The sequence below is a fragment of the Microcoleus sp. Pol12B3 genome, assembly GCF_036701355.1.
In the GTDB taxonomy this organism is placed as follows: Bacteria; Cyanobacteriota; Cyanobacteriia; order Cyanobacteriales; family Microcoleaceae; genus Microcoleus.
In genome coordinates, this window is sequence record NZ_JAUBQS010000042.1 from 1 (window position 1) to 23934 (window position 23934).

Sequence of the window (23934 nt, forward strand, 5' to 3'; positions counted from 1 at the left end):
ATATGAGGACGACCAGACATTGTAATTCTCTCCTTTACTTTTTACACAAGTCTATCACATCTTTAAAAAAATGGTATCACGTCAAGAACTTTCTGGATTATTTAGAACGACATCGATGTAGGATTCCTGACTATCAGGCGATGCAGTCTCAAAAGATCACAATTGGTTCCGGTGCTGTCGAGGCTACAATTAAACAAATTGGACGGAGAATTAAAATCTCCGGAGCACAATGGAATCGTGACAATCTGGCTCAAGTTCTGAAACATCGTTGTGCTTATTTAAATCTCGCTTTAGCCTGAAGAGTATTTATACTCATTGCATATTTGAGATGCTCCCGATCGCACTCCTTGCCAAAATTATGAATTAGATTTGAAGTTGGAGCGCTCGCATTTTAGCTTTGGTCTAATAGTTAACTGCGGCGTGCAACAAATTGTTGCACAAAATTTGTATACCGAGATAAAGCTTCTGAATCTACTTCACCTAGTTGTGGGGTAATTCGTGGAGCAGATGTATTTCGGCTGACACTGATTCTGAACTCAAAAATTTTAGTGCGTGGTTCACCTGGCAATTGACCATACAATTCATAAACAACACGAGCCAATAGTTGAGTGCCTGAATGTGGTTCTGCTCTAGCTACTATAAAGAACTCAGCGCCAGGAAAACGATTACGATACATCCCTCTAATCAGGGCTTCTATACCTCGATTCTGGAGTCGCTGGTTTACTGCTTCTGGCGCATATAAAACACCTAACGGAGACTCAACTCCAAAGCCAGCCCCAACCAAATGGGCACGCTGATAACCTGGCAAGCCAGCCTCTGTTGGTGGCACAAGAACTTCCTCGAACCCTTGGCGAGGTTGAGATGGTCCGATTTGTGCTTCAATCACAACAATAGGTTCAGGTGGAAATGGACTAATCTGAAAACCATTTCCATCATAAGTTGGGTTGATAACAGCACGAACGTGAACATTTTCACGACCAGATGAGCGAGCATCAGTGACTAGTTCAAGTCTGTTCAATCGATAGCGCTGCTTAATTGCTTCAATCTGAATCCTACGTACACGTGCAGCTAAACGTTCATTTCTTGCTATTCCAGTTGCCTCAGTAACTGCATTCCGTAAATCAGCATTTTTTTGCTCCAACGTACGATTATCTATTCCTGTCGCAGAGCCACTCACAACAGCACTTGCCACTCTCTGTGCCATACTCCTAATCCAATCCACTGCCCGATCGAGCATCCCATCAACACGTGCTTGCAACCCCCGAATAGTGCTTTGGACTTGACCACCGACATCACCTAAACCAATAAAGCGGGCTAGGAAGTCAAGAATGACTGGGATTGTGCGAGCCATAGTGCGTTCGACTAAGGCTGCGGCTGAACCAATTGCACCGGAGGCAATGGCAGCGATGGAGTTGACGATGGACTCTACTAGATCAAGGATTTGGTTGATCTTCTGGATGAAGAACTGGATGGTGGTGTAGGTCTTGATAATCGCTTGAATCACCGCACCAACAGGACTGAGTAGGGAAAGTAATTGCTGAATTCCCGCCATTACCAATCGCTGTTGAATGAACGACTTAATACCGCCTAAAGCTGCTTCACGCAATTGTCCGAAAAATTCTGTCACGCGATCGCGCAATGCTTGGACTAAACCCCGCTCACGAATTTCTTGGATAAGTTGGAAACCAGCTTCAAGGGTAGCCACAGCCCGCTCACCCATAAGTCTTACCAGCTTTTGCCGGATGCGATCCCAAGTCAGTCCCAAGATTTGCATCACAAACCCAATAATGCCGCGCAGATCCCAACGCTCCGGCATCTGAATCCCAGCACGGGCTACCGGGCCAGTTAACCAGGCAATTACGCCTTGTTGCAGGTGTTGTAGAATATTGTTCATAAACTGCCGCACACCCTGCCCCACAGCCCTGAGCAGATTACCCAAAAACCCGACTGGATTACGGACAATTGTGAGAAATGTGTCTCTTCCTCGCTTCAGAATCGCTAGAATCCTCGCACCTCCAGCCCCCATTACCGCTTCAAAGATGAGTTCGAGCAGTTTCATTAACGCAGCACCAGCAAAGCCCACGAGGTCGCCCATCAATGGACGGAACATCGTCACCAATCGCTGTATTGTGTCAATTGGATGCAGCACATCTTCCAGCCGTAGAGAATTCCAGGCTTGGGAAAATGTACCTGTTACCCTTGCCCACGTCAAATTTCGGGCTTGGGTTTCCTGCACAAACCATTCATAGGCTCGTTGCAATCCACGGGATTCCACAAGCTGATTAACCTTCTCAGTGCCACCGGGGATAAATTCCGCAAAGGCTCGCACAACATTGAGTGCAGAACGATCTACTGCTGTATTAGTAAAGGGATCGCGCCCTAGCATTACTGTTACTAGTGTATAGCCGGGAATCTCTCGACAGAAGTTGCTGAGGGGCTGCATAAAAGTTTCTTTCAGCCATGCGATCGCTTGGTCAATCAACCGCGAGATAAAATTGCGGATGCGCGTAATCGGCTCAGTGAAAATATTTTGCGCCCTCCGCCAAACATCCCCAGGACTAAAGATATCCGTCCAACTCAGGGAATCTGTGAAGGTTGTAAAGCGTCTACGCAGGTCATCGTAACTCAACCCGATGGCATTCATCTGCTGCTCAACCCAAATACCAATGCGCTGAACGACTGCATATCTTTGAAGCACCTGGAACAGAATTTCGCCACCAGGAATTAGACCCATAAAACCCCTCAGCAAATTCGTGAAATTACGCTCCACAACTTGCAGGTTAATCGGATTGCGTCCAATAATCACAGTCAGTAGAGTGAAACCCGGTACATTTGCCGCTAGGTCGGCTAGCCCATCGAGAATGTCACTAAGTCCTAGCCGTTGCATCTGGATCGGTGATTGTTGGGTGACAGCTACATCTTCACTGCGCTGAATAGCAGCCCCTTGCTGAATGGTGTGCGTCAATTCGTGGGCAATCAGTTCCTTCCCTTCTGAGGTTTCCGGTTTAAATTTATCCTTGCCAAAAAAGATCTGATTTCCCATGGTAAATGCCTGGGCGTTTAACTGGCGATTGAGTTTTGCAGACTTATCGCCAGTATGAATCTTGACATTGCTAAAGTTAGCTTGGAAGCGTGGTTCCATGAAGCGGCGCACACTCAGAGGCAGTGGAGAACCAGCAGCCATACTGTTTTGGATATCTGCGGCCACATTTGAGGCGACATTTGGTTGTCCTTCCGCTTTCCGTTGAATATTTTCGTCTTCTTTCTTTTTCGGTTGAGTGAAAATACCCGAATCGGCAAAACGAGTAATGTAGGGCGATCGCAATTTAGTCTGGACTTTCTTTTCCTTTTCTTCCTGTTTCACCTGCCGAAATAGACCATCACTGCCAGTCTTCACATAGGCGATCGAGCTTTCCGGTATCGCCATCCGCATAATCTTTTTGGCGGTAGCATCCGCTTCTTTTTCTGCTGGATCTTTGGGAGAAGATACCTTCATCGAGGCTTGTATCTGTACCGAACTTCTGGTCGTCACCGCTTGGCGCTGCACCCCCTTTAGCGCGGCTGCTGGCTTCTGCACTGTGGCAGCACGGTTAACAGTCTTGTGTTTGACATTGGTCATGTTCGGTGACTCCTAAAAGGGAGGGGAAAGGGAGAGAGTTCCTAATCCACAATCGAAAATGGTATGAGCTTGCCTGCGATCGCTTTTCAGATAGTTGGTCGTTTTATTTATACGGTTCTCCCTTCTTTGAGAAACTCTCGGCGGATTCCTTCTTCTATATCTTCCAGCAAAATCCTATTCTCGTTGCGGCTTAAGGTTTTTAGTGAAGAATAACGCACTACATTCATAATAATACCTCCTGAAATATCGTATTTATCAGCCAGCCTGCCGAGATCTATTTTCTCTTCTAATACGGCTTTGATAGAAAACGCATTTTTCCAGAGCCTCAGGCGTTCTGCTACTTTAGGCATAGGAAAATGTACGACTGACTGGAAGCGACGAATGAAGGCATCGTCGATATTTCCCTTCAGGTTAGAAGCCAGGATTGTCACCCCGTTGAACTCTTCAATCCGTTGTAGCAGAAAACTAATTTCCTGGTTAGCATAGCGATCGTGAGAGTCATCTACTTTGGTTCGCTTACCGAAGAGAGCATCCGCTTCATCAAAGAAAAGAATCCATTGCTTATGCTCAGCCATATCAAAAATTTTTGCTAAGTTCTTTTCGGTTTCGCCGATATATTTTGACACGATCATACTCAGATCAATTTTGTAAACATCGCAGCCACAGTGCTGGCCTAACAAACAAGCCGAAAAAGTTTTACCTGTGCCCGGAGACCCATAGAATAGACTGGTAAACCCTGGTCGCAGTTTGTAGTGCATCTCCCAATCTTGAAGCAAGGTGTGTCCGTGTAAGATCCAATGTTTTATTTCATCTAGTTGCTCTAGAATCGAAAAAGGCAACACTAGATGCTCCCAATCGAGTTGCGTTTCGATCAAGCGGGCGGGAAATTCACTGTTAAAGTTTGGTTTGCGTTCAATGCCAGTGGTCAATCGGTAAAGGTACTCCCGTGAGAAAGTCAACGCACCACTCAGCAGTGGCTCGCCAGAGGCAACTGGAGCGAGATAGAGGATATTATAACGGGCAAAAGGATGGTCGCCTCCAAACAGACGCATGAGCTTGAAGCGAATAGAAAGATTGTCGCCAGCTAACAGAAAAGCAACGGTTTCGCCTGTTGGGATGAAGCCGCCGTGGGTTGTCCCTTGCAATCCCCCAAATTCAGTAAAACCCCGATCGATCGCTTCATTCTTATTCCAAAGTACATCGAGTAACTGCGGGCGGATGTGAGGAATGAGTGCTAACAAAATCGTTAAGCGTTCGTCACTAGAAAATTCGTGCTGCTGAATAAATTCGGCGTAATAGGAATTGCTATCGCTCAGATTGGGAGGGAGAATATCAAAAATAGACGCTAGGGTAGCCTCACTCTCCTGGTCTGGTTTGAAGTATAACCTCAGCCGAGCATCCAGAACTTCCGCAAACCAATTTAGTTCGCGTTCCAAATCCTGGGCGTTATCGCTTAAAACGTCTGCCATTCTGTGTAGAGGGGATATTTCATCCATGATAGTTTGATAATGCTGATACTCCAAGGAAGATGTTCGAGCAACATATCGAATGGTTGAGTTTCTATTTGTAGCTTCCAGCTATCCCCTGTTTTACGCACTAACCCTGAACGTTGCAGAAATGACGATCGCAGTCCATCAACTGATGTATTCCTTAAGACAGTCCAGTAATTGATAACAGATTGCAAAACTGTTTCAGCTTCTTCTCGATCACCCTCTTGCATCAATCCTTCCCCAACTAAAAGGGTTGTTTCTGGTTCTAGCCCTAACAAGATTTTGATTAAGCCCAGTTCATATTCATAGAGTTCTTCCTGTCCAGTTGCTAGGAAATGAAGCAGGGCGGCTGCCCGTGCTTGATTAGTTGCTATCGCCTGACTGCCAGTTTGCTTAACACCAGTTGCCTCAAAAAATGGGCTGATAAACGGGTGGAGCAAAATTATGCCTGCATGGTTGACGAAGAGCGGGAATTCATCACCAGCCGAGGCAATTTCCACCGCAGGAGTTAGCGCAGAGTCAGATAATTCAGCCTCACGATTCGACAGTTCACCTCTGTTCTCGAATAAACGAATAGAAGCTGGATTGGGAGGCGATCGCATTGCTTCACTACCATCATCAGCAGGTTGCTGGTTTACGGTTCCTGGTAAATTTGTAGTAGGAGTAAATGAGGGATCGGAGCTTGATGATGGTTGGAACAAAACGGCAGCAGTGGCTGGAAGGGAGGAAATGAAAAAATTGCGATCGATTCCTTCTTGTGATAGTACGCTGTTTAAAATTCTGCTGAAGTCAGGCGGGCTGAAGTGCTGTGGCGATCGGCTCAAACCTTGTGATAAAATGGCTGCCCCTAGTTGCAATTTTCTATGGCGATTCAGAAAGCTCTCTGTTGTGCCGAGTACAAATTTGACCGATGCCGTAATTGCTATCCTCCATTCTGGTAAAAATTTATCTGACACCGCGTCAATTAGCGTTAGAAATTCTGTTACTGGCCAAAGTTGGAGCAACCGAAAATAGAAACCTATTGTCTCCCCTTGGCTAGATAAGTAACCCATAAGTTGCGATTGCTGTTGGCGGCAGGTTTCCTTTAAACTAACTGCGATTTCGGAGGTTGAGGTATAGGACGCTTGCCAAGGCATTAAACCTGTCTGCAAGTAGTGAAGTAATGTGGCGAACCGATCTTGTTGGGCTGTAGCCTTTTGCCAAACTACCCCCGACTGAGTAATCGGAATTGTCGCCAAATTAATCGACTGTAATTGCTCGTTGAGTTTCTGTTGGATTAACTCAGGTAATACTTCCACAAGTTCCTGTTTAGAATTGACCTTTAGATGGAGTTCCAGTTTGGAAATGTGGATTATGCCATCTCCACTAGCCATTTCTTCAAAGGCAGATTCACAAGCGGGTATTAGAGTATCGAAAGTGCGATCGCGTAAGTATTGGCGGATGGCAAAAGCTTCTGTTTGGTTAGCCGTAAAAACCAAACAGCGCAATCTGCGGATGCGGTGGGAAAAGTTTGCCATAACTTTTTAACCCAGCCTACGTAATATACTTTCAACAATTGCTGTCAGTTGTTGGTTAGTCCGATAATCGCGAAGTATAAGTTTCAATCCTGTGCGTAACGTTTCCAACGGCTTTCCTTGACTTATCGTCACAGAAATGTCAGAAACTACTTGCATTGCCTTGCTTCCCTCACTTCCGGTCGCAACACTAATATTTGATGCCCCAATGTATTCGGCGATGGCCAGAAGTGATTGAGCCAATTCTACTTCTGCTTGAATGGCGCGTTCTACTGTTCGCCCGTCTGACGAGGTTGCTCGTTGTTTCAGCAAGGCAACTTTTTCTTGTTCGATCTCTACCTCGCGAATCTGCACGTCCAGCACGGCATCGGCATACTTTTGTGGTTTGATATTGCCAGCTGCAGTAAAGATCCCTGTGCTTACATCAACAAATCCTTTATAAATATCGAAGTATTTTTCTTGTAAAGTAAACTTTTTAGTCAATTCGGGTTCAAGAACTCCTTTGAAGTCGAATAAGCGTTTATCAAGTGAAGGTAGAACTCTAATTCCGCGATTGATGATTATCTCAGGTCTAGTGCTCGGTTTAGGTAGAGTTGGTTCTACGGGAGCTTCCTCGACTTTATCTTCATGGTAATAGGGCAGCATAAAGTCAGCCACTACAGTATTATTGTTGTCATAAACCAGCACCAAAGTTCCACCTCGTACCACTCCCGCAAAATGCTCTATACCGGGATTTTGAGAAACAAAGCTAGCAAAGAGGAGCTTTTCATCCTCTGCCTCATCCTTCTTTTGGATAATTTCATCAAGCCAATCCAGCCATAAAATGCGTGTATTGCTAATCAATGAATCGAAAGGAGTTGTAAATTCGGTCTTGACGACAGGACTAATGTTAAATTTAAATTCGCTAGCTGCTGTAATCGTTGCAAGAAAATTAGGCTTCCATGATTGATCAGCCTTATAATCTCTATAGCTGCGATTCAATTTTTCACCAACAGCTACTGCATTCTGCGTAACAGTTCCGTTGCTTTGGGTGGCAAGATCTTTCAAGCTTTGAGCATTACTTTCCCCTGTTACATTTTCATCTACTTTCTTCTTAAATTCTCTACTAAACTGCGTTACTTCTTCTAGTTGATGATAGGCATCTTGCCGCAGCAGGTAGTGAAAGCGATGCAAATCAGAATAGCGGGTGCCAGGTCTCTTTACTATTTTCGTTTTATCTTGTCCCAGGAAAACAGACCGAACAGTAAAGGGCAGATTTTTGGATTTGATCTCGCTTTCAATTTTAGAAAGGGCTGTTTCCACCTTCTCCCCTAAATATCCTTCACAACGGAAGAAAGAGAATTTACCAATTTGTGAAGCAAGTGGATTGGCTGCCGCACCCTGCACCATGTAGTTAGGCGCGTTGTAGGAATAATTACGATTATCCATGCGACGCTGGCTAAGATGATAATTCCAGCTTTTATGGATGGGATTGGCTTGTTGCAGATTGACCTGATAGTAATAAGGAATCGCCCGTTCTTCCAAAGGTTGATCTTCAAATAAGCTTGGCGTGATGCGAATGGAATTAGCAGCAGCAGAGACAGCAGGGATTTGAAAAGTTTTGATCAGTGTATCAAGTTTGCGAACTAAAAATTTAGCATGATTCAGAGATTCTACTGTTTGGCTAATTGCAGGTGAGGGATAAAAAGCGGTGCGATTATTATCAGGCTCAGAATCAGAATTTCCCACTAAATTTCCTAACAACAAGTGTTTTGGAAACCAGTTAATATCAGGGCAACACCAAGTATTATCTCCAAATAATAAATCCCGATATTGGTTGTACGTTTCTACAATATCTTTAAGAAAGTCGTAATAATACTGGATACCTCGATTGTTAGTGGTGAAGCTGCTCTGGATTTCTGTGAGCCGAGTTACCCATTCAGTAGTAGGGTTGGACAAAAACACATCAGTGAGAAAAGCAGCACAATTAACATAGATCTTAGAAAGCTCTGTAACTACGTTGCCATGAATATTGGAGCAAACGGTTCGATAAACATCGGCTAATGCGCTCACAGAAGTAATTGATGAACCAATTAAAGGGCGCTCGGCAACAATTTCATTGAAAGCGTTAAAAGCTACATCGGGCGTTGCGATCGCAGGTTTTAACAATAAATTAATAGAATCTTTTTCTACTAATAGTAACTTACGAGTATTGACGCAATCTTGACCCAAATTGTCACAATCAGTCCCCGTACAGACATCGGGGTCATTCACATAGCTTTCCATCAGTAAGACTGCGACCATATTATTTAGGTCTTTGCTGGTTTCTGTAGCAAATTGGCTTAATGGAAAAACTGGGTTTCTGGAATCTGTTACGCCTTTAGGAATTAACTCATAGACTGCAATCATTTCCTCTTTGCTACCTTCACTTGTTAGATAGAATGGAGCATACTTCGGATAGGATTTGTCATACAGTGTGAAGCGATCGCACACTATATCATTGCTGTAATAGAGTAAGTCGCCATCGGTTGTGATGCCAATTCCTTTTGTAACTGCGATCGCATCGCTAGACAGCGAAACCCGTAAGCCGGAAACAACTCCCACACCCAATAAATAGATGGAAGTGAGGCGAGTTTGATCGTTTAGATAGTTGGTGATGCTATTGAGTTGGCTTTCAGTTAATACCTGATCTTTTTCAAAAATGCTGTAACCTGTGGTAATTTCTTGGAGAATTTTTAGTGTGGATATCATGTTTTTTGTCCTTTTGAATCAATTGCAAATAGAGAAATCATTCAGTTTCAATCGTCTTCTCAGTCCCTAAAGCCGTGCGCCCAAGGATAAATTTGACTTCATCTTCACCGCTGTCGCATTCACGCAACTTCTGGTGATCATAAACGCTCTTTACCTTAAAGAGTTTGTTAATAAAACTCCTCAGCTTCCCTTCCCGATTCGTCTTTTCTACACCTGCTTTGAGGTAAATCCAATCTCGATAGAGCTTTTCTAATTCAGCCATATTTTCTTGATTAATCCAACATATTTTAGGCAAGATATGCGCTGGAGTCTCTTCTCTAATTACCTCTTCGGCAAATCGCCTAAAGTGCATATTGCTAAATCGGCTGCTGTAAGCAGGTAAAATGATATGAATACGGTAAGAGTATGGGTCTATTTCAGCACAATCGGTGCAGTCGGGTGTGGGACAAAAGGGAAGAAATGGATCGGTATTTTGCTCGGGTCGTAGCAGTATATTTTCAATTAAATACATCCCTTCATCGCTGTAATTTACCTTCAGGTATTCCATCACTTCATCAAGCGCATGGTTCATTTCTGCTTCCGTATTAAAATATTCAATCCGCCGAGCCAGAATACCTCCTATATTATCAATAATGTTGAAGTAATGCCTGCCGTCGCTCGCTACTTTGCGTTGGTATCCCGAAGGCAACAAACCTGCATGAATCGCTTGTTCCATTGCCGTTCTTGCTACCTGCTGTGTTGGGTAGTACGTACGGCTGCTAAGAATGATTTGTAAACTATCTCGCTTGCGAATGCGAAACCGAAACTCATTTGTCTGATCTTCATGCACCTCTGCGTAAACGTCGTATGTAATCTCTCCCAAATTTCGGCGTTGATGATTGCGAATGCCTAATAGTTTAGCTAGTCGCTTTTCTAAGCCCGATACATTGTTTGTATTCCATAAATCTTGATTTTGGTTGAGGTTATAGTTGTATGCTAAGGATCGCTCTTGACTAATGATAGGATAATTTTCTAGAAACTCGCATTTATAGCGAATAATGCTTTCATGACTTTCACCAAATGCAGAGTACATCGTATTAGCAAAATCATGGAAGCGTTCAGCAAAGCGAGCGATTAAGTGATCTAGAAAACGGTGGCGACGCTCGAAGCCTGTCGCTGCTTCGTGACTATTATTCTCAGCTTGCAAGGTGTCTATGACATTGTTTGTAGCGTAGATTTTGTTGTAATCAGCAAACGAGTCAACTACCTGATAGAAATAAGTTGACGGCAGGTCTGGATCGGTCGAAAACAATGACTTTACTTGACTAAGCTGAGCCATGTAATTTGCCATAATCTGATCGAAGAATAGCAGATAAGCTTTCAATTGATAAGCTAGTGCTTGGCGTTTGTCGTCTGCTGTGGTGCTTAAGCCAACGTTGCTCAGCCCATAAATGGCAGGAAAATGATTTTGAAACGAATAATACTTGGCTAAATCTCGGTATGTCCCTAAAGGAATTTCCAGGTCATTTTCCACCTCATTTGCAGGTGGTACAGTTGATGATACATCTTCTACACTACGAGCAATTACAGGCATATTTCGCTTGTAGAAGACCAAACGCGATCGTTCTACGTTCAATTTTGCTTGCTTCCCTACCTCAACTGGGATCACCCATTTATTGACTAAAGGAACTTTATTCTCCTCTGGGTTGATAACAATGTCTCGAACTGCTTGTACTCCTTTAATATCCATGATAATACTAATGATGTCAGACAGGCGAATTTCTTTGCGTAAATCGGCGTTTTCTAGTTCATCATTATCAATGAAACCGCGATCGAGTGCAGGCCCATCAAAAATTTCATCTACATCGTAGGGAGTTCCATCTGCTTTTTTGCGTACCAACATTTCACTTAGCGAGTAAAATCTGACCGATGGAGATAGATATTGTGGCACTTGAGATAGAATGGCAGCCTTTACCTTTGTCACATCCGCATCAGGCGCTAACTCTAGTTCAGCACAAAGTTGAAAAGACTGGGTTTCTACTTCATTAAATTGTACAAAATCTTCGCATAGATTCCGATTTGCCTGCAATTTATGCTGCACAACTTGCATGACCTCTTGTTGATCAGCAGTATCCCCATACTCAATCTTTACTTCATACAATCCCACCAAATTAACTTTTTTCAGATCTTGTTTATTCCGTAGCCATTGATCTTGCGATATCTCCTGCTCATAAGCGTCCTCCAAAAGCATCCGATTCAGACGTTCAATATCTACTTCGCCTCTGTTTAGGTTAAGTAATTTCTGGGTGCTATCGGACAAAGTGACGTTAGCAAATCGTTGCGGATCGTAAAGTGAAATGCTGTGACTTCCCCCATTTTGCCCGGAAGTTTGAATTATTCGATTCAAATCCTGCACTAACAAAGTTTTTAGCGATTCCTCTAGTGACTGCTCTTCAGGTGTAGCTTGATAAGCAGACATAGTTTTTTTAGTTTTGGTTGTCAACCTTTTTTTTAGATATTGCGATAGTGGGTCGGAAGGCTGATTTAGTTTACCCACTAAAGATGACAGATTGATAATGTCATTGACAAACAAAGTAGCACAACCAAGTCGTGGTGGATCGAGGATGTCTTCGGCATCTGAATAGAAAGAATTAAGGATATCTGCATAGTAAGAAAGAGAAGCAGGTTGCAACCAAGCATTTTTTACGCCTTCAATATCAATTAAGAGCTTTCGGTAGTCCAAAAGCGTCAGTGGACGGTTGGGCAAGATTTGGCGCGCCGTGAAGAATTGTTTCTTCATTTCGGCGGCATTGTCGGTTGCACTTGCTAACAAATCTGCGATCGGAAATGAGGCGCGGTAGCTTAAATCTGTCAGGGCGTAACATAACAACTCAAGCGTTGTTATACCTGGATCGTGAAGGTTATAATCTGTCCAGATTTGGCTAGACAATTGCTGGATGTGCTTAAGCCCGATCGCATATAATTGCTCGCGATCCATTGCCAATAGTTGAGTATTCTTCTTCGGAATAGTTAGTTGAGAGAGCATAGTTACTTACCTAGAGATACTTAAACAAAATTAATTAGAGGAATACTTACCCAGGCGCTGGATTAATTATATGAGTCGAATCTGAGACGAGAATGGCATCAGGCGTCAGCGGCTGCACCTCATTAATGTCATTATAGTTACCTGTTTTTGCGCTCGTCGGGCTATACATTTTAAAATCGGTAACATAATCGACGTAGGGCAAATCTTCAACAAAATTTAGTAGGACTGATTTATAAATTTTGCCACTCAAAGAAAGGTCGCGATCACTTTGATAAACCCAAGGAGATAGAAACTCGATGATGGTCTGCTCTAATAGAGTTTTATAATAATTAAATTCGTAGCCTAGGTGGAATTTAACTTTAAAATCGACCTTAACCTTCTGATAGTTAGGATTTTTAACCTTGACGCTTACCTGCATTCCTGCACGGTTTTTCACATAAGTAGTGATGCGATTAATCGTGTCGGCATCTACTTTGGGCGCCAGTGGCTCCGCAACATTTTTATTTTTCAGATCCGGGACGACTATAATTAAAACGTGTCCGGGCGCAAGCCATACATTCTCTTTAGCATGGGGAATACATTTCACCTGATGTACTTTGGGAAAAGCTTCTAAAATAATCCGTTCGTAATCCCAAGGGGTGAGGCAGCGATTTTTGTGGCGCAGTCGCTCCGAGACGCGGGCGAAGAAAGTTTTGTCTGTTTCCACGGCACTGCCACCAAAGGAGGCATAAGGTTGTTTGACGGCTTTGATTGCTGATAGTCCGTTTTTGAGTTTGGTGATTTTATTCGGTTCTAAAGCAGTCAGTAAGTGGTTGCGATCATTATTTCCATCTACAAACTGCACTTCCACTGCATTGGCGGCGACATCAATTAATTGGCAGACAGCAGTTACATTGCGTTTAATGGCTGCTTTTATCCAGATTAAGTTACTTGGTAAAATCGTATTTTGAGTCGTTGCTTCAGGGGGAATGACAAACTGGATAATGCCGCTGGTAAGGAGTTTATTTGTCGTATCCAATACCACTTCAGCTCGACTCAACGGTTTCCAATAGTTGTCACACAACACAAACCAATAAAGATCCTCTGAGGGCAAATCTGGATTAGCGCTGCCTTCGGCAACTTGGAATAGTACACTTACACTATCACTAGGATTTAATTGGCTAAAACCAATCAATAGTTCGCCTGCATTGCTGTAGCTGGGCAGAAGCGGAACACTTGTACTGATTCCTGCTTTAATTTTTGCCTCAATCTGTTGGCGCTGATAGCCATGTTCGCGCCTTTGCCCGAAGTAGGTGATATGGAAGAAGTTCAGGTTAGGATTGGCAAAATTATCTAGTGAAGTAGAGGAAATACTCACTGCATCGGAATGTGCTTTGTAGGATAGTGCAATACTCTGAATTGTGGGTGTATAGGGTTCATTTAAAATAACTACTGCTTTTTTAACTGAACCCTGTTTACTGTATTTCATCACATTTTCTACATATTTCTGCCGATAGATGGCGTGTAGAAAATCTTGTTCAAGAGAAAAAGTGATAAATCCCGCGCGTGTTTCAGGAGTGATTACTGGAGCGTTCTCTTGAAAAGATACCAATTTGTCAGGGTAGGAAAACGACATCAATACAGGTTGGGCCAGCACAGATTTGTTTGCTTCCTGCATAGCCCAAAAACTACCATTAGCCTTGAGCGCAGATATTTTCAGGCCTGCGTTGATTTTTGATGATACAGATGCAGGAGAATCTTGATAAAATGTAAAAGTATGTTCAGATAATTCGTTACGAGGCTCAAACAGTTTTTCTAAGCTCTGTTTTTTCAAACCCTCGCTATCTTTCAAATAAACTTTTGCAGTAAAGTAACTATTATTTACAGTTATGTCTTTGTTATTTATGTTAATAACTACTCCATTAGTCCCAACTACCCCATATTTACTATAGTGAGCTGCAAAATCTGCAGGTGCATCTTTCCATTTCACTTTAATACTCACTTGGGACAGTTTTTTAGAAAGTGCTTCAGCATAACCCACCATAAAACGGGAACCTTTGGTGGGCTGGGGGCCAAATGGCAAAAAGGCTTTTTTCGGATCCAGTGTTCCGCTATCACTTTCTAGTGTCAATGAGGTAATGTTTGAGACTTCAACTGTAACAGCAGCAGTTTGCAACGTCACGTTTCTAAAATTGTTATAGCCTATATTGGCATTATTTGCTCTCAATAAAACTTGGACGATCGGTGTCGGACAATTATAGAAGTAGCCATGAATTGCGGCATTATAATCAATGATTGATTTTTCAGTTTCAGGCACTGTAAAACTGAACGTCAGCAAATTGTCAGGACTTAACCTAGGAGAGACGGTATAGGATAGCCAATTCTTTTCACCTGTAATGTATACGTCAAAGGCATTCTGGAGTGATTTGTTATTGAGTTGCTTTGAGTCTACATTATTTAATTGAAGGGATACAGTTACTTTGCGATCGCCTTCCTGCATTCTCAAGACAGGAGAGGCGATCGCAAATCCCACTTCGGCTGCGGGTAGCTGTGGTTTGCCAAACCCCGACCACTTCGGTGCATTTTCGACGAGTTTTCCGCCCAAACCATCTGATGATTTAGCAATGGGGGCGTAGCGAATTGTGCCACGTCCTTGAGAATCGAAAAATACGGAGCGCAATGACTCGACTTTGGCAGCGTTGATGACGGTTTCCCGCGTTGGTGCATAGATTAATTCAACATTGGTCGCATCTTTACCGGCTGAAAATAAATGTTCAGGCAAAATGCGGATCGGGGCGACATTTTTTTTGAGTTCGAGTAGCAGATGCACTTTATCGGCGATCGCAGCTTTCTTTTTCAGGCGCAATACATCTTGGTAATAAAAATCTAGGTGGCGAGCCGTAATGTTGTTGATAATACTCTGAGGCTGTTTGTAAAGTTCCAGAAACGCGAGGAAGAGGGCGAGATGGGGAGACGTATATTCACTCTCGTTATTCAGCAGTTTCTCAATATTAATATCTTCATGGAAAAAATTAATCCAGTTGCCAACAGGCGTTGCAGGATTATTGCGATAGTAGTTAACGAATTCTGAAAATGCTTTGGCAAGTCGCAGCAAATCTGCCGTTGTCTGCTCATCAATATCAGCAAAATGTATCTCCAGCTCTTTTGGCAGGCGATCGTCTTGGCTTTGCGCGAGTTGGAAGATCCGATTCTGAATGATATCTTGTTCAGCCATATTGCATTACCGATTTTACAAATTTTCTAGCATTTATCTGATTTCGTTAGCATCAGTGGTACTAAATGGATATACAAGGTTGTAGCGCGAGTTGGTAGCCCGCACTTTATATTCCATGAGGATGCCAATCCTGCCTTCATTTTGAGCTGTTGTATCTAAATCTAGTGACAACATTTCGATCCTGGGTTCGTAGATCAAAATTGCTATTTTTACCCGATCGATCAAGTATGTTTTCATCGTGGTACTCATCGGTTCAAAGAGCATTTCCTGCATATCAAGTCCATATTTAGGATTTAAAAAACGCTCACCGATAGCCGTCCCAAACAGAATTTTTAGACTAGATTGAATATCTTCTTCATCTGCTGTCATCACTACCTCGCCGGTTTCCAGGACGAACTCTGGCGGAAAACTCCAGCCAGTCCCCAGAAAAGATGTATAGGTTAGGTCTGACATGACGATTTACACTCCTTCAATTGATAATGACTTTTGGTTCGCCCACAGCCGCCATTGCGCCACACACGCACGCATCCGATATCCGCAGTGCGGGTCTTCCTGCGATTAACACTGTCGTGCTACCCATTGGAAAAACACTTGCGGTGGGTTGATGACCGGGGGGAGGCAACGAACAGATATGGGTATCACCTGCCACCGCCGCCGGTTTGCCACCTATTAAGACATTGCTGACACCAGGCCCGACAATGGTTCCACCGTGATTGCTGATATCGCCGACTCTTGCTGCTGCTGGCATAGGATTAATTGAATAGATTAATTTAGTTGATCTGTACTAAACCGCCTTTGACGGTGGTTGTGGCGGTGCTGGACAATTCTGCACCGGATGTTCCCTCTAGTTTCAGGTTGGTTCCTCCTTTTGCACTTAATGATGTTCCTGACTCGATCGTCAACTCGGTTCCAGCTTTTAGGGCAATTGCTTTACTGCTTTCGATTTTGATGCCGTCTGCGGTCATAGTAATTTTGTTGCTGTTTTGGTCTTCTATCTTGATCGCTTTATCCTCCTCACTTAACGTCAGCTTATTGCCTGCTGGTGTTTCCAATAGGATTATTTTCTTCTCATCATTGAAGTAAAGTTTCATTTTTGAGCGGCTTTGATATGCCTTCTCATGATTTTGATCGGCGCCTTGTAACGGTGCGGCTTTAGCACTACTATGCAGCATTCCCAGCAGCACGGCCTGCCGAGGATCGTCATTCAAAAAGCCCAATACTACCTCATCTCCTATTTCGGGACGGAAAAAGAAGCCACGCTCATTGCCAGCATCGACTGCCGCCACCCGCGCCCAAGTACCATCCTCTTCGTCATTCACCAAAGGCATCTTCACGCGCACCCGGTGTTCCCCATCAGGGTCTTCATTGCTAACCACTACCCCGATTTGTAAGCCATTCACCCCTGGCAGGAGGCCAGCCGCTGGCGACGCGGAAATATTGTGTTCTTCTGCCAGCCATTTTTCAACATTTCCAAACTGGATGTGGGTTTTCCACCCCTGCACTAGATCGAAATCTTGCCTAACCCCTGTCACAAATACGTTGCCATTATAGCGATCGCCCACCCCACTCAAAGTGACAATATCGCCCGGATTGACTATAGATATACCTTCACATTTGACCCGACCACTCACCTTGCTCATTTGGGATTTGAGCCATTGGGCATCTGCCCAAGCTTGAGCTTCATCTTCGCTGACAGCTATATGTTGCAGCCGATAGTAATCCAATGCCATCACCGCCGCCAAATCATCACTGCTCAAGTTGCCTGGTGCATTAAAATTGGGGTTTTTCGCCTCTTTTTCCAGCACACTTTGTTGGGTGGCATCCCAGGTTAAACTTTTGACAGCACTGTATTGCAGGCGGGCATCGATTTCAGCATCCAGTTCCAGAATCGTTGCACCAAACTGGAGGTTACAGACTGGCGTATCGCCAAAGGTAGGTGCTTTCACCGTCACGAGATCGCCCTTGGTAAATACCAGCTTGCCATTTGCCTCAGCTCGCGCCAACAGGAAATCCCAATCCGTGCTGTTATACTGCACCTGCTGTTGGTGAGTTACAGATGTACTGTCCACCTCCGCATCAATCCCTGCTCTTTCTAACAAGGTACTGATAATCTCGCTATCAGCTTGCTCGAAAAAGTAGGCGTTTTTACGACCTACAGTTAACTTGACTGTTGAATGCCGACATTCGATAATCAACTGAGGGGCTGTGTGATCGCGCACTTTTAACTGCTGCCGAATCACAATCCCTTTAAACAAGGAGACTGGATCGTTACCAGTACCGGCAAGAATTTCAACTGCTTGGCCCGGAATAAAAAGATCTGTATTACTCAGAGGGAAATCACTTGCAGCAGCAGCCCCATCCAAATATACTAAGCGTGCAGCAGCAATCTTATTCACTGCTTTAATCACATACACTCCCAACAACTGATGCTCGCGCACCACTGCTTCGTCATTCACTTTGACAGTGAATTCACGATGTTCGGCGGGAATGGGCAAAGTTCTGATTTCCGGCATCGCTACTTCTCCAAAGGGGGAAAGAAAAGTTTGCTACCGGGGGTGAGGTTGCGGAAGTTGTCGATCCGGTTAGCACGAGCAACTTCCAGATAATAATTGGGATCGCCATAGATGCGATCGCACAAACTAGGCAAGGTATCGCCTGCTTTCACGAGACGAACATGAGTGAGATCCGGCGATTGATCCTGCGTCAAAGCTACGCGCGTCTGGTCATCTGAATTATCGGTAAAATTGGCAGTAATAACTGCCCGTAAGGGAATGCCATCTGGTTTGAACAACTTGTAGGCGATCGAGGCGCTTTTGAGCACGCAGCGCTTTACTTGCAGTTTGCCCCATGTCACTTTTAGATAATTTGTTCTGTGAATGTTACCGTTGTAACCCGTGACAATCTGAAACTCTTCGATCTTCTTCTGCACATCAATCTGGTTGCCATTCGCACCAGTGCCGTCAATAAAGAAGGCAAGCGACATTTCTCCCGGCTTCAACTTCTTAAAGTTCATCCGACTATTATTTGTCCCAGCTCCTTGAGCGCTGTCGTATTCAATTTCATAAGACAAAGTAATCTCGTTCGGATTTACATAAGCCGAGAACTCTCCGATAGGTTGCCCAGAATAATCAGGCTTATCAAAAGCTTTGATCAGCAATTTCTCTAGTGTTCCCTTGTCGCTCATTGTTTAACGCTCTTCCTTTTGTTTCAGAATGTCGAGCACCCGTTCTACACATTCATTGATAATGATTTGTTTGTCCTGAGTAGCACCAGGTGCTGAGGCTGCACCACCGGATTCTTGGTTGGTGACTTCTACAGAGATCACGACTTCATCGACAATTATTGGCATGGTTTAAGTTTTAACTAAGGTAAAATATTGATAAAAAAGCTGTAAGCTTTCAATTACCACCGCATTATTCGAGGCATTGAGATCGCTCACCGACCATTTAGTTGGGTAAGCATTGACCACATTCCAAGTCAGCAGAGGTTGGTGCTCTTCATTCAGTAGTTTGATGAAGATATCTTTGGGCTGAATCTTGTAGTCTTCAAGACACTGGCGAATCCAAGTGAGAATCTCAGAATTTACTAGCAGTCCGCGTTTTAAGATTAGTTCTGGGTATTTGGTACGGGTGGGGTATTTCTGGATAAACCGGTTTTCTCCTCCTTCGGCTATTTCTTCAGTGCCCATTTCCACTGAAAGACCACTAACTTCTGTAAACCGCACATCATTATCGTTGGCTGGCAGATTCTGCACCTCAACTTTAAAATGAAACCCAACAGGTGGATAATAATTCGGCATTAGAGATTCTCTATTTCTAGTCCTTCATGGGCAATTTCGATGGATTCGATCGCGACTTCGTTACCCATCGCTTTTAATTGGGGACCTTCCAACTTGACCGGGAAAGCCCTAATTACTTTCCATGTCATGACTGGTTCGTGCTTTTCGTTCAGCAAGCTGATGGTAAGATCTTTTCTGTCTACTTTACTCAGCTTCATCCCACTACTTAACCATTGAAAGAATTTGTTATCACTTTGCATGATTCCACGCTTGAGAGTGATGTTGTTGAACTTCCTCAAACCTGGCATTTTGATGGAAGAATACTCAGGAAAATCACCTGCGCGATATTCAATCATCTGGTTTTCTTGGGTTAATCCCGCAACTTCAGTGAATCCGAGCTGTTCTGTGCCAAACTCAACACGAAAATGAAAGACGGCAAGGGGATATAGTTTATCAGGCATGATTTTTCGCTCTATTTACTTGAGTTAGTTAGCGATTGGTTGGCTTGAAGTTGTCAAGAGGTCTGTAATTTGTGAGAGAACTTCAGGATGATAAACTCGGCAGGACGCACTACTGCCATGCCAATTTCCACATTCATTCTCCCCTCAAGAATATCAGATGCAGTCATCGTAATACCGAGTCCGCATTTGACAAAAAAGGCATCTCTGGGAGTGGCTCCAGCTAGTGCACCTTCCCGCCATTTCTGGGTTAGGTAGTTCTCGATCATGCCGCGTACTTTGACCCAAGTGTTAGCATCATTTGGTTCAAACACTGCCCAGTAAGTGGATTCCTTCACACTCTGTTCGATCATATTGAAGAAGCGACGCATCGAAATGAAACGCCATTCGTTATCGTTTCCTGCCAGTGTCCGCGCTCCTAACACTAATGTCCCTTTACCCGTGAGGGGACGGATGGCGTTGATGGATTTGCCAGCATTCGCATCAACATTCAAACTATTCGTTTCACTTAGATCGAAGTTGTAAGTTGGTTCAATCACACTAGCCAGACTCACATTTGCTGGAGCTTTCCACACACCACGCTGTCCGTCTACCATTGCGTAGATTCCAGCGATCGCACCACTAGGCGGAACGACAGTTGCAGTGTCATTAATGCCTTTAATGATATTTTGGTAAATTGGATAGGTATCGTATAAGCTTTTCTCGTAGATGTTTACGTATTGCGAAGCCCCGGAAACAAAACCGTTGATAGCTTCACTGACGATAGTGAAGTTTTTGTTGATGTTAGGCAGAAGAGCATCACACTTGGTCGCATCGGTGGTGGCTGTATTAGGAATGACGTTTGATGCCTCGACGACTGACGATGGTGTAAATATGTTATCCCATAGGGTAGAACTAGGATCGGGATCGACATCCCATTGAGGAGTATAATCACCGACAGCTTTTGTATCTAACTCTTTTTCATTGCCGATCAGTTCACTAAAAGCATTCTTCAGTGAAGTGGTGATTGAGTTCTCGATATTTTCCTTCAGATCAGCCCCTTTTACTCCAGTATTAACATCTAAAAGACCATCAATAAGGTCAGCCAATTGAAACAGAAATTGAAAAATCGCTTGCATACTAGCAGGTGTCTTATCATTCTTATAAGCTGTGAGTACCGTGTTGTACTTAGCACTTATCGATGTAGCATTTGCCAGAGCCGTTGATATCTTTGTTTTAACGGTATTTACATCCGTTACTGCATTCTCCAATTTAGTAATAATAGCTTGTATGCCAGCGTCGGTAGTTAGTGTGTTCAAAGTAACCGTTACAGCCCCTTTTTTAATGACACCTCTAACATCTTCATAGAAGACATTTTTGCTGTAATTTACCTTCAACCAAGGACTATAGGCAGAACAATATTTAAGGTGATTAATGCCTATTTTGTCGCGGAACTCTGTGATATATTCGTCAAAAATGGTTGTCTTCGGGTCATAATATTTGGTGTCAAACACCCCTACGCGATCGCCCAGATTAGCACATTGAGCTAGTGCATGAGTTTGAACCGATCCTAATTCATTAGCATCTAGACCAGCGGCATCGGGGAAAAGCAGTATGGTAGGCTCATCGTATTTTTTCAACGCATCTATACCGCCCTTCAACTTACCTGGGTCTACTTGTTCTGCGTAAGAACCTACCGCTACTATGTAGCAATTGCCACCACCATTATCAAAGAACAACCTGATGCTGTCGTATAAATAATAATTGTTGGTAAAACTAGATTTGAGGAAATTGTTGTTTTCGTCAATTACCACTTCGGAAAAACTTATTCTAGGTGCATTGCCAAAATAAGTCTCGAAGTCCAGCAATGAACTGATTTTTGTAGGGGTTTTCAGGAGATCGTTATCTGAGAGTTTGGTTGCTTTGGCGGTATAGCCAATGAAAGCTGGAATAGCTGTCTCCACCTCCGCCACCGAAGGGGGAAAAATCGAAATTTCTTCTACGTAAACGCCCGGGGTTTTGTAAGTTGGCATAGGTTTGAGCCTTTATGGTTGTGGTTTTGAAAGCTGGACGATCTTATCTGAAGTTGCTTTTTCAGCACCGGGTTGAGGAAGATGCTTTATCAATTCCTCTACGCCTCCATTTTTTTGCTTTTGCAACCGAATATTCTTTCGAGCCTTTTCCTGTCGTGTCACGGCTGTCTGCGATTTAAATAGAGCAATCTTGGTATCGCCATTACCTAGTAGGCTGGGGGAAATATCATCATTTTTGAAGGCCGTAGGAAGAACTTTTGTAAAGTTAATCTGCGATCGCCCCTCTTCTCCCGCATCGGCAACAGACAGTTGATTGAAGTCCGCATCAGAGTAATTTTGAGCTATTACATAATATTTCAGCGTCTGTTGTTTGGCGGTAAAGGCGATCGCAAAATTAGGAGGGGTGGTATAGAAGCTACTGGCGATCGCAATTTCAATAATGCCAAAAACTCCTTGCTGTTGTAATTCAAAACCTGAATAATAACTAACAGTTTTGATATTTCCTAGATAAGATTCTTCGACGCTATAAGCCCCCTCCACTTGGCCTGTGAGGTCGTAAGAAACGGTTAACCGATCGTTCGTAGCAGCGATCGTATCTGTTTGCAGCACCTGACCGTCACTATTCTTTAGTATTACCGTCACAGGTCGTGCCGAATTTCTCAGCAAATGGCTGAACACTTGACCTACCAAAGTGATAGTTTTAGCCGCATCCAGTGTATCAGAGTTAGTGAAATTTCTGTAGAGAGGACGGGATAAATTGAAATCGAAGTCGAAGTCGGTGAAGTTGCTAAAGAGAGGATTGAGGAGTTTCAAGCCGATGCGTAGGGTCTTTCCAGTCAGCAAAACCAAAGGGTTTTCCGTCTCATCTGCTGCAAACAAAACAAGCAGTTTATCCTCAGCTATCTTCGCTATCAGTTTGCCGTTTTTCAACAGTTGGGTACTATCAGGAGGGATAATAAACCTGAAGTCTTTGCAGCCCTGACTATAGTAATTGTGGGATATGCTGACCGTGAATAATAGACGGAACTGCATGGTCACTGCGAGCCTTCCAGACTCGATGAGAGTAGGCCAACAATCAGCTTATCTTATACAGCATAATATTCCATATAATATTCCGTATAGATGTGGTACACACAATTTTGTAGTAAGGTGCGTCGCCATTAACAATCTACAAGTTCCATTAAACACGAGCAGCGACGCACCCTACAGAACACGTACTGGACAATATAGCTGCTACTGTACTCTATGGACTTGGAATATGCTGTAATTAGATACTTACTCAATAATCATACTAAATCACAGGGTCATTGGGTGTGAAGATTTGTGTTGATTTCTATGATTGGACGTTGAATAAGCGTTGGAACCCTAGCCTGTAGGGACACCATGCGAACCTTGTAGATAACAGATGGCAGTTGCTTCCCACCGATAAAAGCCCATACTTGGTTTAATTGCTCGTAACTGAGCGATTGCAGTTCTGTTGTTAGTTTCTCAATACTTGGATCGAGACCGGGATATTCTACCGATGTGAAGGAGGGATGGGACTGAAAATACGTCAACACGTAGGAAATATACTTCAGTGCTTGATCGTAAACTTTGAAGTTGGCGGCAAATAGCACATGTAAGTTAAGTTTTAATTCAGGCTCCAACACGATATGTTGCCCGTTTGTATAAATGCGTTCCGGAAGCTGGGATTTGAAGATGCGCTCCTCTTCTATGTTGATAATAGAAGCCGCAATGGTGTCTAGCTCAAACGCATATTTACCGGCCTCATCTACCAACTTACTCATCTCCACCTTGATCGAGTCTGAACCTGCCTGGGTCAGCAAGTAAGTATTTAATTCATCTTTGAGAAACTTAAGTGCAGTGTCTAGCATGGTGTTTTCTTGACTTCAACATGATTGCTGAATAATGAATATAGTGAAATAGTATAACCGAATCTCAGAAACTGTTTAAAAAGGGTCTTGTACAGTAAAAGGGTCTGCAGGAAACCCCAAACATGATACAATAACCATACGATACAGACTTCGCCTGCGGATTATTCAAGAAATCAGCGGTCACAACAACCTCGAACAGTTGCAGCGCGAAGAAAGAGGT

At 43.6% G+C, this 23934-nt stretch carries 16 protein-coding genes and 1 pseudogene; 1 reads left to right on the forward strand and 16 read right to left on the reverse strand.

Annotated elements, in window-relative coordinates; translation table 11 throughout:
- Positions 1-299: pseudogene (locus tag QUA53_RS19775) on the forward strand (hypothetical protein); the annotation flags it as partial.
- A gap of 110 nt (positions 300-409) precedes the next feature.
- On the opposite strand, the gene QUA53_RS19780 reads toward QUA53_RS19775, so the two are convergent.
- From QUA53_RS19780 to QUA53_RS19855, 16 genes are all read right to left on the reverse strand, one after another.
- Positions 410-3619, reverse strand: a complete 3210-nt coding sequence (locus tag QUA53_RS19780) for an eCIS core domain-containing protein (RefSeq protein WP_333099395.1) — start codon at positions 3617-3619, stop codon at positions 410-412.
- 107 nt (positions 3620-3726) lie between these two features.
- Positions 3727-5088: an ATP-binding protein gene (locus tag QUA53_RS19785; protein ID WP_333099394.1), complete on the reverse strand. Its 1362-nt coding sequence runs from the start codon at positions 5086-5088 to the stop codon at positions 3727-3729.
- Entirely contained in the window at positions 5073-6626 is a 1554-nt protein-coding gene (locus QUA53_RS19790) for a contractile injection system tape measure protein (RefSeq protein WP_333099393.1), read from the reverse strand. Before QUA53_RS19790 ends, QUA53_RS19785 begins: the two co-directional genes overlap by 16 nt.
- A gap of 6 nt (positions 6627-6632) precedes the next feature.
- Positions 6633-9353 (reverse strand): hypothetical protein, encoded by a 2721-nt coding sequence (locus tag QUA53_RS19795; RefSeq protein WP_333099392.1) that lies wholly within the window; start codon positions 9351-9353, stop codon positions 6633-6635.
- 37 nt (positions 9354-9390) lie between these two features.
- Positions 9391-12378 (reverse strand): hypothetical protein, encoded by a 2988-nt coding sequence (locus QUA53_RS19800; RefSeq protein ID WP_333099391.1) that lies wholly within the window; start codon positions 12376-12378, stop codon positions 9391-9393.
- A gap of 46 nt (positions 12379-12424) precedes the next feature.
- Positions 12425-15592, reverse strand: a complete 3168-nt coding sequence (locus QUA53_RS19805) for a baseplate J/gp47 family protein (RefSeq protein WP_333099390.1) — start codon at positions 15590-15592, stop codon at positions 12425-12427.
- A 33-nt stretch (positions 15593-15625) separates the two neighbouring features.
- Positions 15626-16045, reverse strand: a complete 420-nt coding sequence (locus tag QUA53_RS19810; protein WP_333099389.1) for a GPW/gp25 family protein — start codon at positions 16043-16045, stop codon at positions 15626-15628.
- A gap of 16 nt (positions 16046-16061) precedes the next feature.
- Entirely contained in the window at positions 16062-16340 is a 279-nt protein-coding gene (locus QUA53_RS19815) for a PAAR domain-containing protein (protein ID WP_333099388.1), read from the reverse strand.
- A 22-nt stretch (positions 16341-16362) separates the two neighbouring features.
- The gene (vgrG, locus tag QUA53_RS19820) at positions 16363-18105 is read right to left on the reverse strand and encodes a type VI secretion system tip protein VgrG (RefSeq protein ID WP_333099386.1); all 1743 of its coding nucleotides are present in this window, start codon (positions 18103-18105) and stop codon (positions 16363-16365) included.
- Between the two features lie 2 nt (positions 18106-18107).
- A complete protein-coding gene (locus QUA53_RS19825) occupies positions 18108-18776 on the reverse strand; it encodes a CIS tube protein (RefSeq protein WP_333099384.1) in 669 nt (222 codons plus the stop codon).
- Positions 18777-18779: 3 nt separating this feature from the next.
- Positions 18780-18941 carry a DUF5908 family protein gene (locus QUA53_RS19830; protein WP_333099383.1) on the reverse strand — a complete coding sequence of 54 codons (162 nt, stop codon included), beginning with the start codon at positions 18939-18941 and terminating at the stop codon, positions 18780-18782.
- Positions 18942-18944: 3 nt separating this feature from the next.
- Positions 18945-19391 carry a phage tail protein gene (locus QUA53_RS19835; RefSeq protein WP_333099381.1) on the reverse strand — a complete coding sequence of 149 codons (447 nt, stop codon included), beginning with the start codon at positions 19389-19391 and terminating at the stop codon, positions 18945-18947.
- Positions 19391-19831 carry a phage tail protein gene (locus tag QUA53_RS19840; RefSeq protein ID WP_333099380.1) on the reverse strand — a complete coding sequence of 147 codons (441 nt, stop codon included), beginning with the start codon at positions 19829-19831 and terminating at the stop codon, positions 19391-19393. Before QUA53_RS19840 ends, QUA53_RS19835 begins: the two co-directional genes overlap by 1 nt.
- A 53-nt stretch (positions 19832-19884) precedes the next feature.
- Complete coding sequence (locus QUA53_RS19845) at positions 19885-21840, reverse strand: phage tail sheath C-terminal domain-containing protein (RefSeq protein WP_333099379.1); 1956 nt, start codon at positions 21838-21840, stop codon at positions 19885-19887.
- Between the two features lie 12 nt (positions 21841-21852).
- Complete coding sequence (locus QUA53_RS19850; protein WP_333099377.1) at positions 21853-22872, reverse strand: hypothetical protein; 1020 nt, start codon at positions 22870-22872, stop codon at positions 21853-21855.
- Between the two features lie 272 nt (positions 22873-23144).
- Positions 23145-23714 carry a DUF4255 domain-containing protein gene (locus QUA53_RS19855; protein ID WP_333099376.1) on the reverse strand — a complete coding sequence of 190 codons (570 nt, stop codon included), beginning with the start codon at positions 23712-23714 and terminating at the stop codon, positions 23145-23147.
- Positions 23715-23934 lie beyond the last annotated feature (220 nt).

Coding starts and splice junctions, on each gene's coding strand:
- QUA53_RS19780 (WP_333099395.1), bottom strand. CDS start 3,619: ATGACCAATGTCAAACACAAGACTGTTAACCGTGCTGCCACAGTGCAG.
- QUA53_RS19785 (WP_333099394.1), bottom strand. CDS start 5,088: ATGGCAGACGTTTTAAGCGATAACGCCCAGGATTTGGAACGCGAACTA.
- QUA53_RS19790 (WP_333099393.1), bottom strand. CDS start 6,626: ATGGCAAACTTTTCCCACCGCATCCGCAGATTGCGCTGTTTGGTTTTT.
- QUA53_RS19795 (WP_333099392.1), bottom strand. CDS start 9,353: ATGATATCCACACTAAAAATTCTCCAAGAAATTACCACAGGTTACAGC.
- QUA53_RS19800 (WP_333099391.1), bottom strand. CDS start 12,378: ATGCTCTCTCAACTAACTATTCCGAAGAAGAATACTCAACTATTGGCA.
- QUA53_RS19805 (WP_333099390.1), bottom strand. CDS start 15,592: ATGGCTGAACAAGATATCATTCAGAATCGGATCTTCCAACTCGCGCAA.
- QUA53_RS19810 (WP_333099389.1), bottom strand. CDS start 16,045: ATGTCAGACCTAACCTATACATCTTTTCTGGGGACTGGCTGGAGTTTT.
- QUA53_RS19815 (WP_333099388.1), bottom strand. CDS start 16,340: ATGCCAGCAGCAGCAAGAGTCGGCGATATCAGCAATCACGGTGGAACC.
- vgrG (WP_333099386.1), bottom strand. CDS start 18,105: ATGCCGGAAATCAGAACTTTGCCCATTCCCGCCGAACATCGTGAATTC.
- QUA53_RS19825 (WP_333099384.1), bottom strand. CDS start 18,776: ATGAGCGACAAGGGAACACTAGAGAAATTGCTGATCAAAGCTTTTGAT.
- QUA53_RS19830 (WP_333099383.1), bottom strand. CDS start 18,941: ATGCCAATAATTGTCGATGAAGTCGTGATCTCTGTAGAAGTCACCAAC.
- QUA53_RS19835 (WP_333099381.1), bottom strand. CDS start 19,391: ATGCCGAATTATTATCCACCTGTTGGGTTTCATTTTAAAGTTGAGGTG.
- QUA53_RS19840 (WP_333099380.1), bottom strand. CDS start 19,831: ATGCCTGATAAACTATATCCCCTTGCCGTCTTTCATTTTCGTGTTGAG.
- QUA53_RS19845 (WP_333099379.1), bottom strand. CDS start 21,840: ATGCCAACTTACAAAACCCCGGGCGTTTACGTAGAAGAAATTTCGATT.
- QUA53_RS19850 (WP_333099377.1), bottom strand. CDS start 22,872: ATGCAGTTCCGTCTATTATTCACGGTCAGCATATCCCACAATTACTAT.
- QUA53_RS19855 (WP_333099376.1), bottom strand. CDS start 23,714: ATGCTAGACACTGCACTTAAGTTTCTCAAAGATGAATTAAATACTTAC.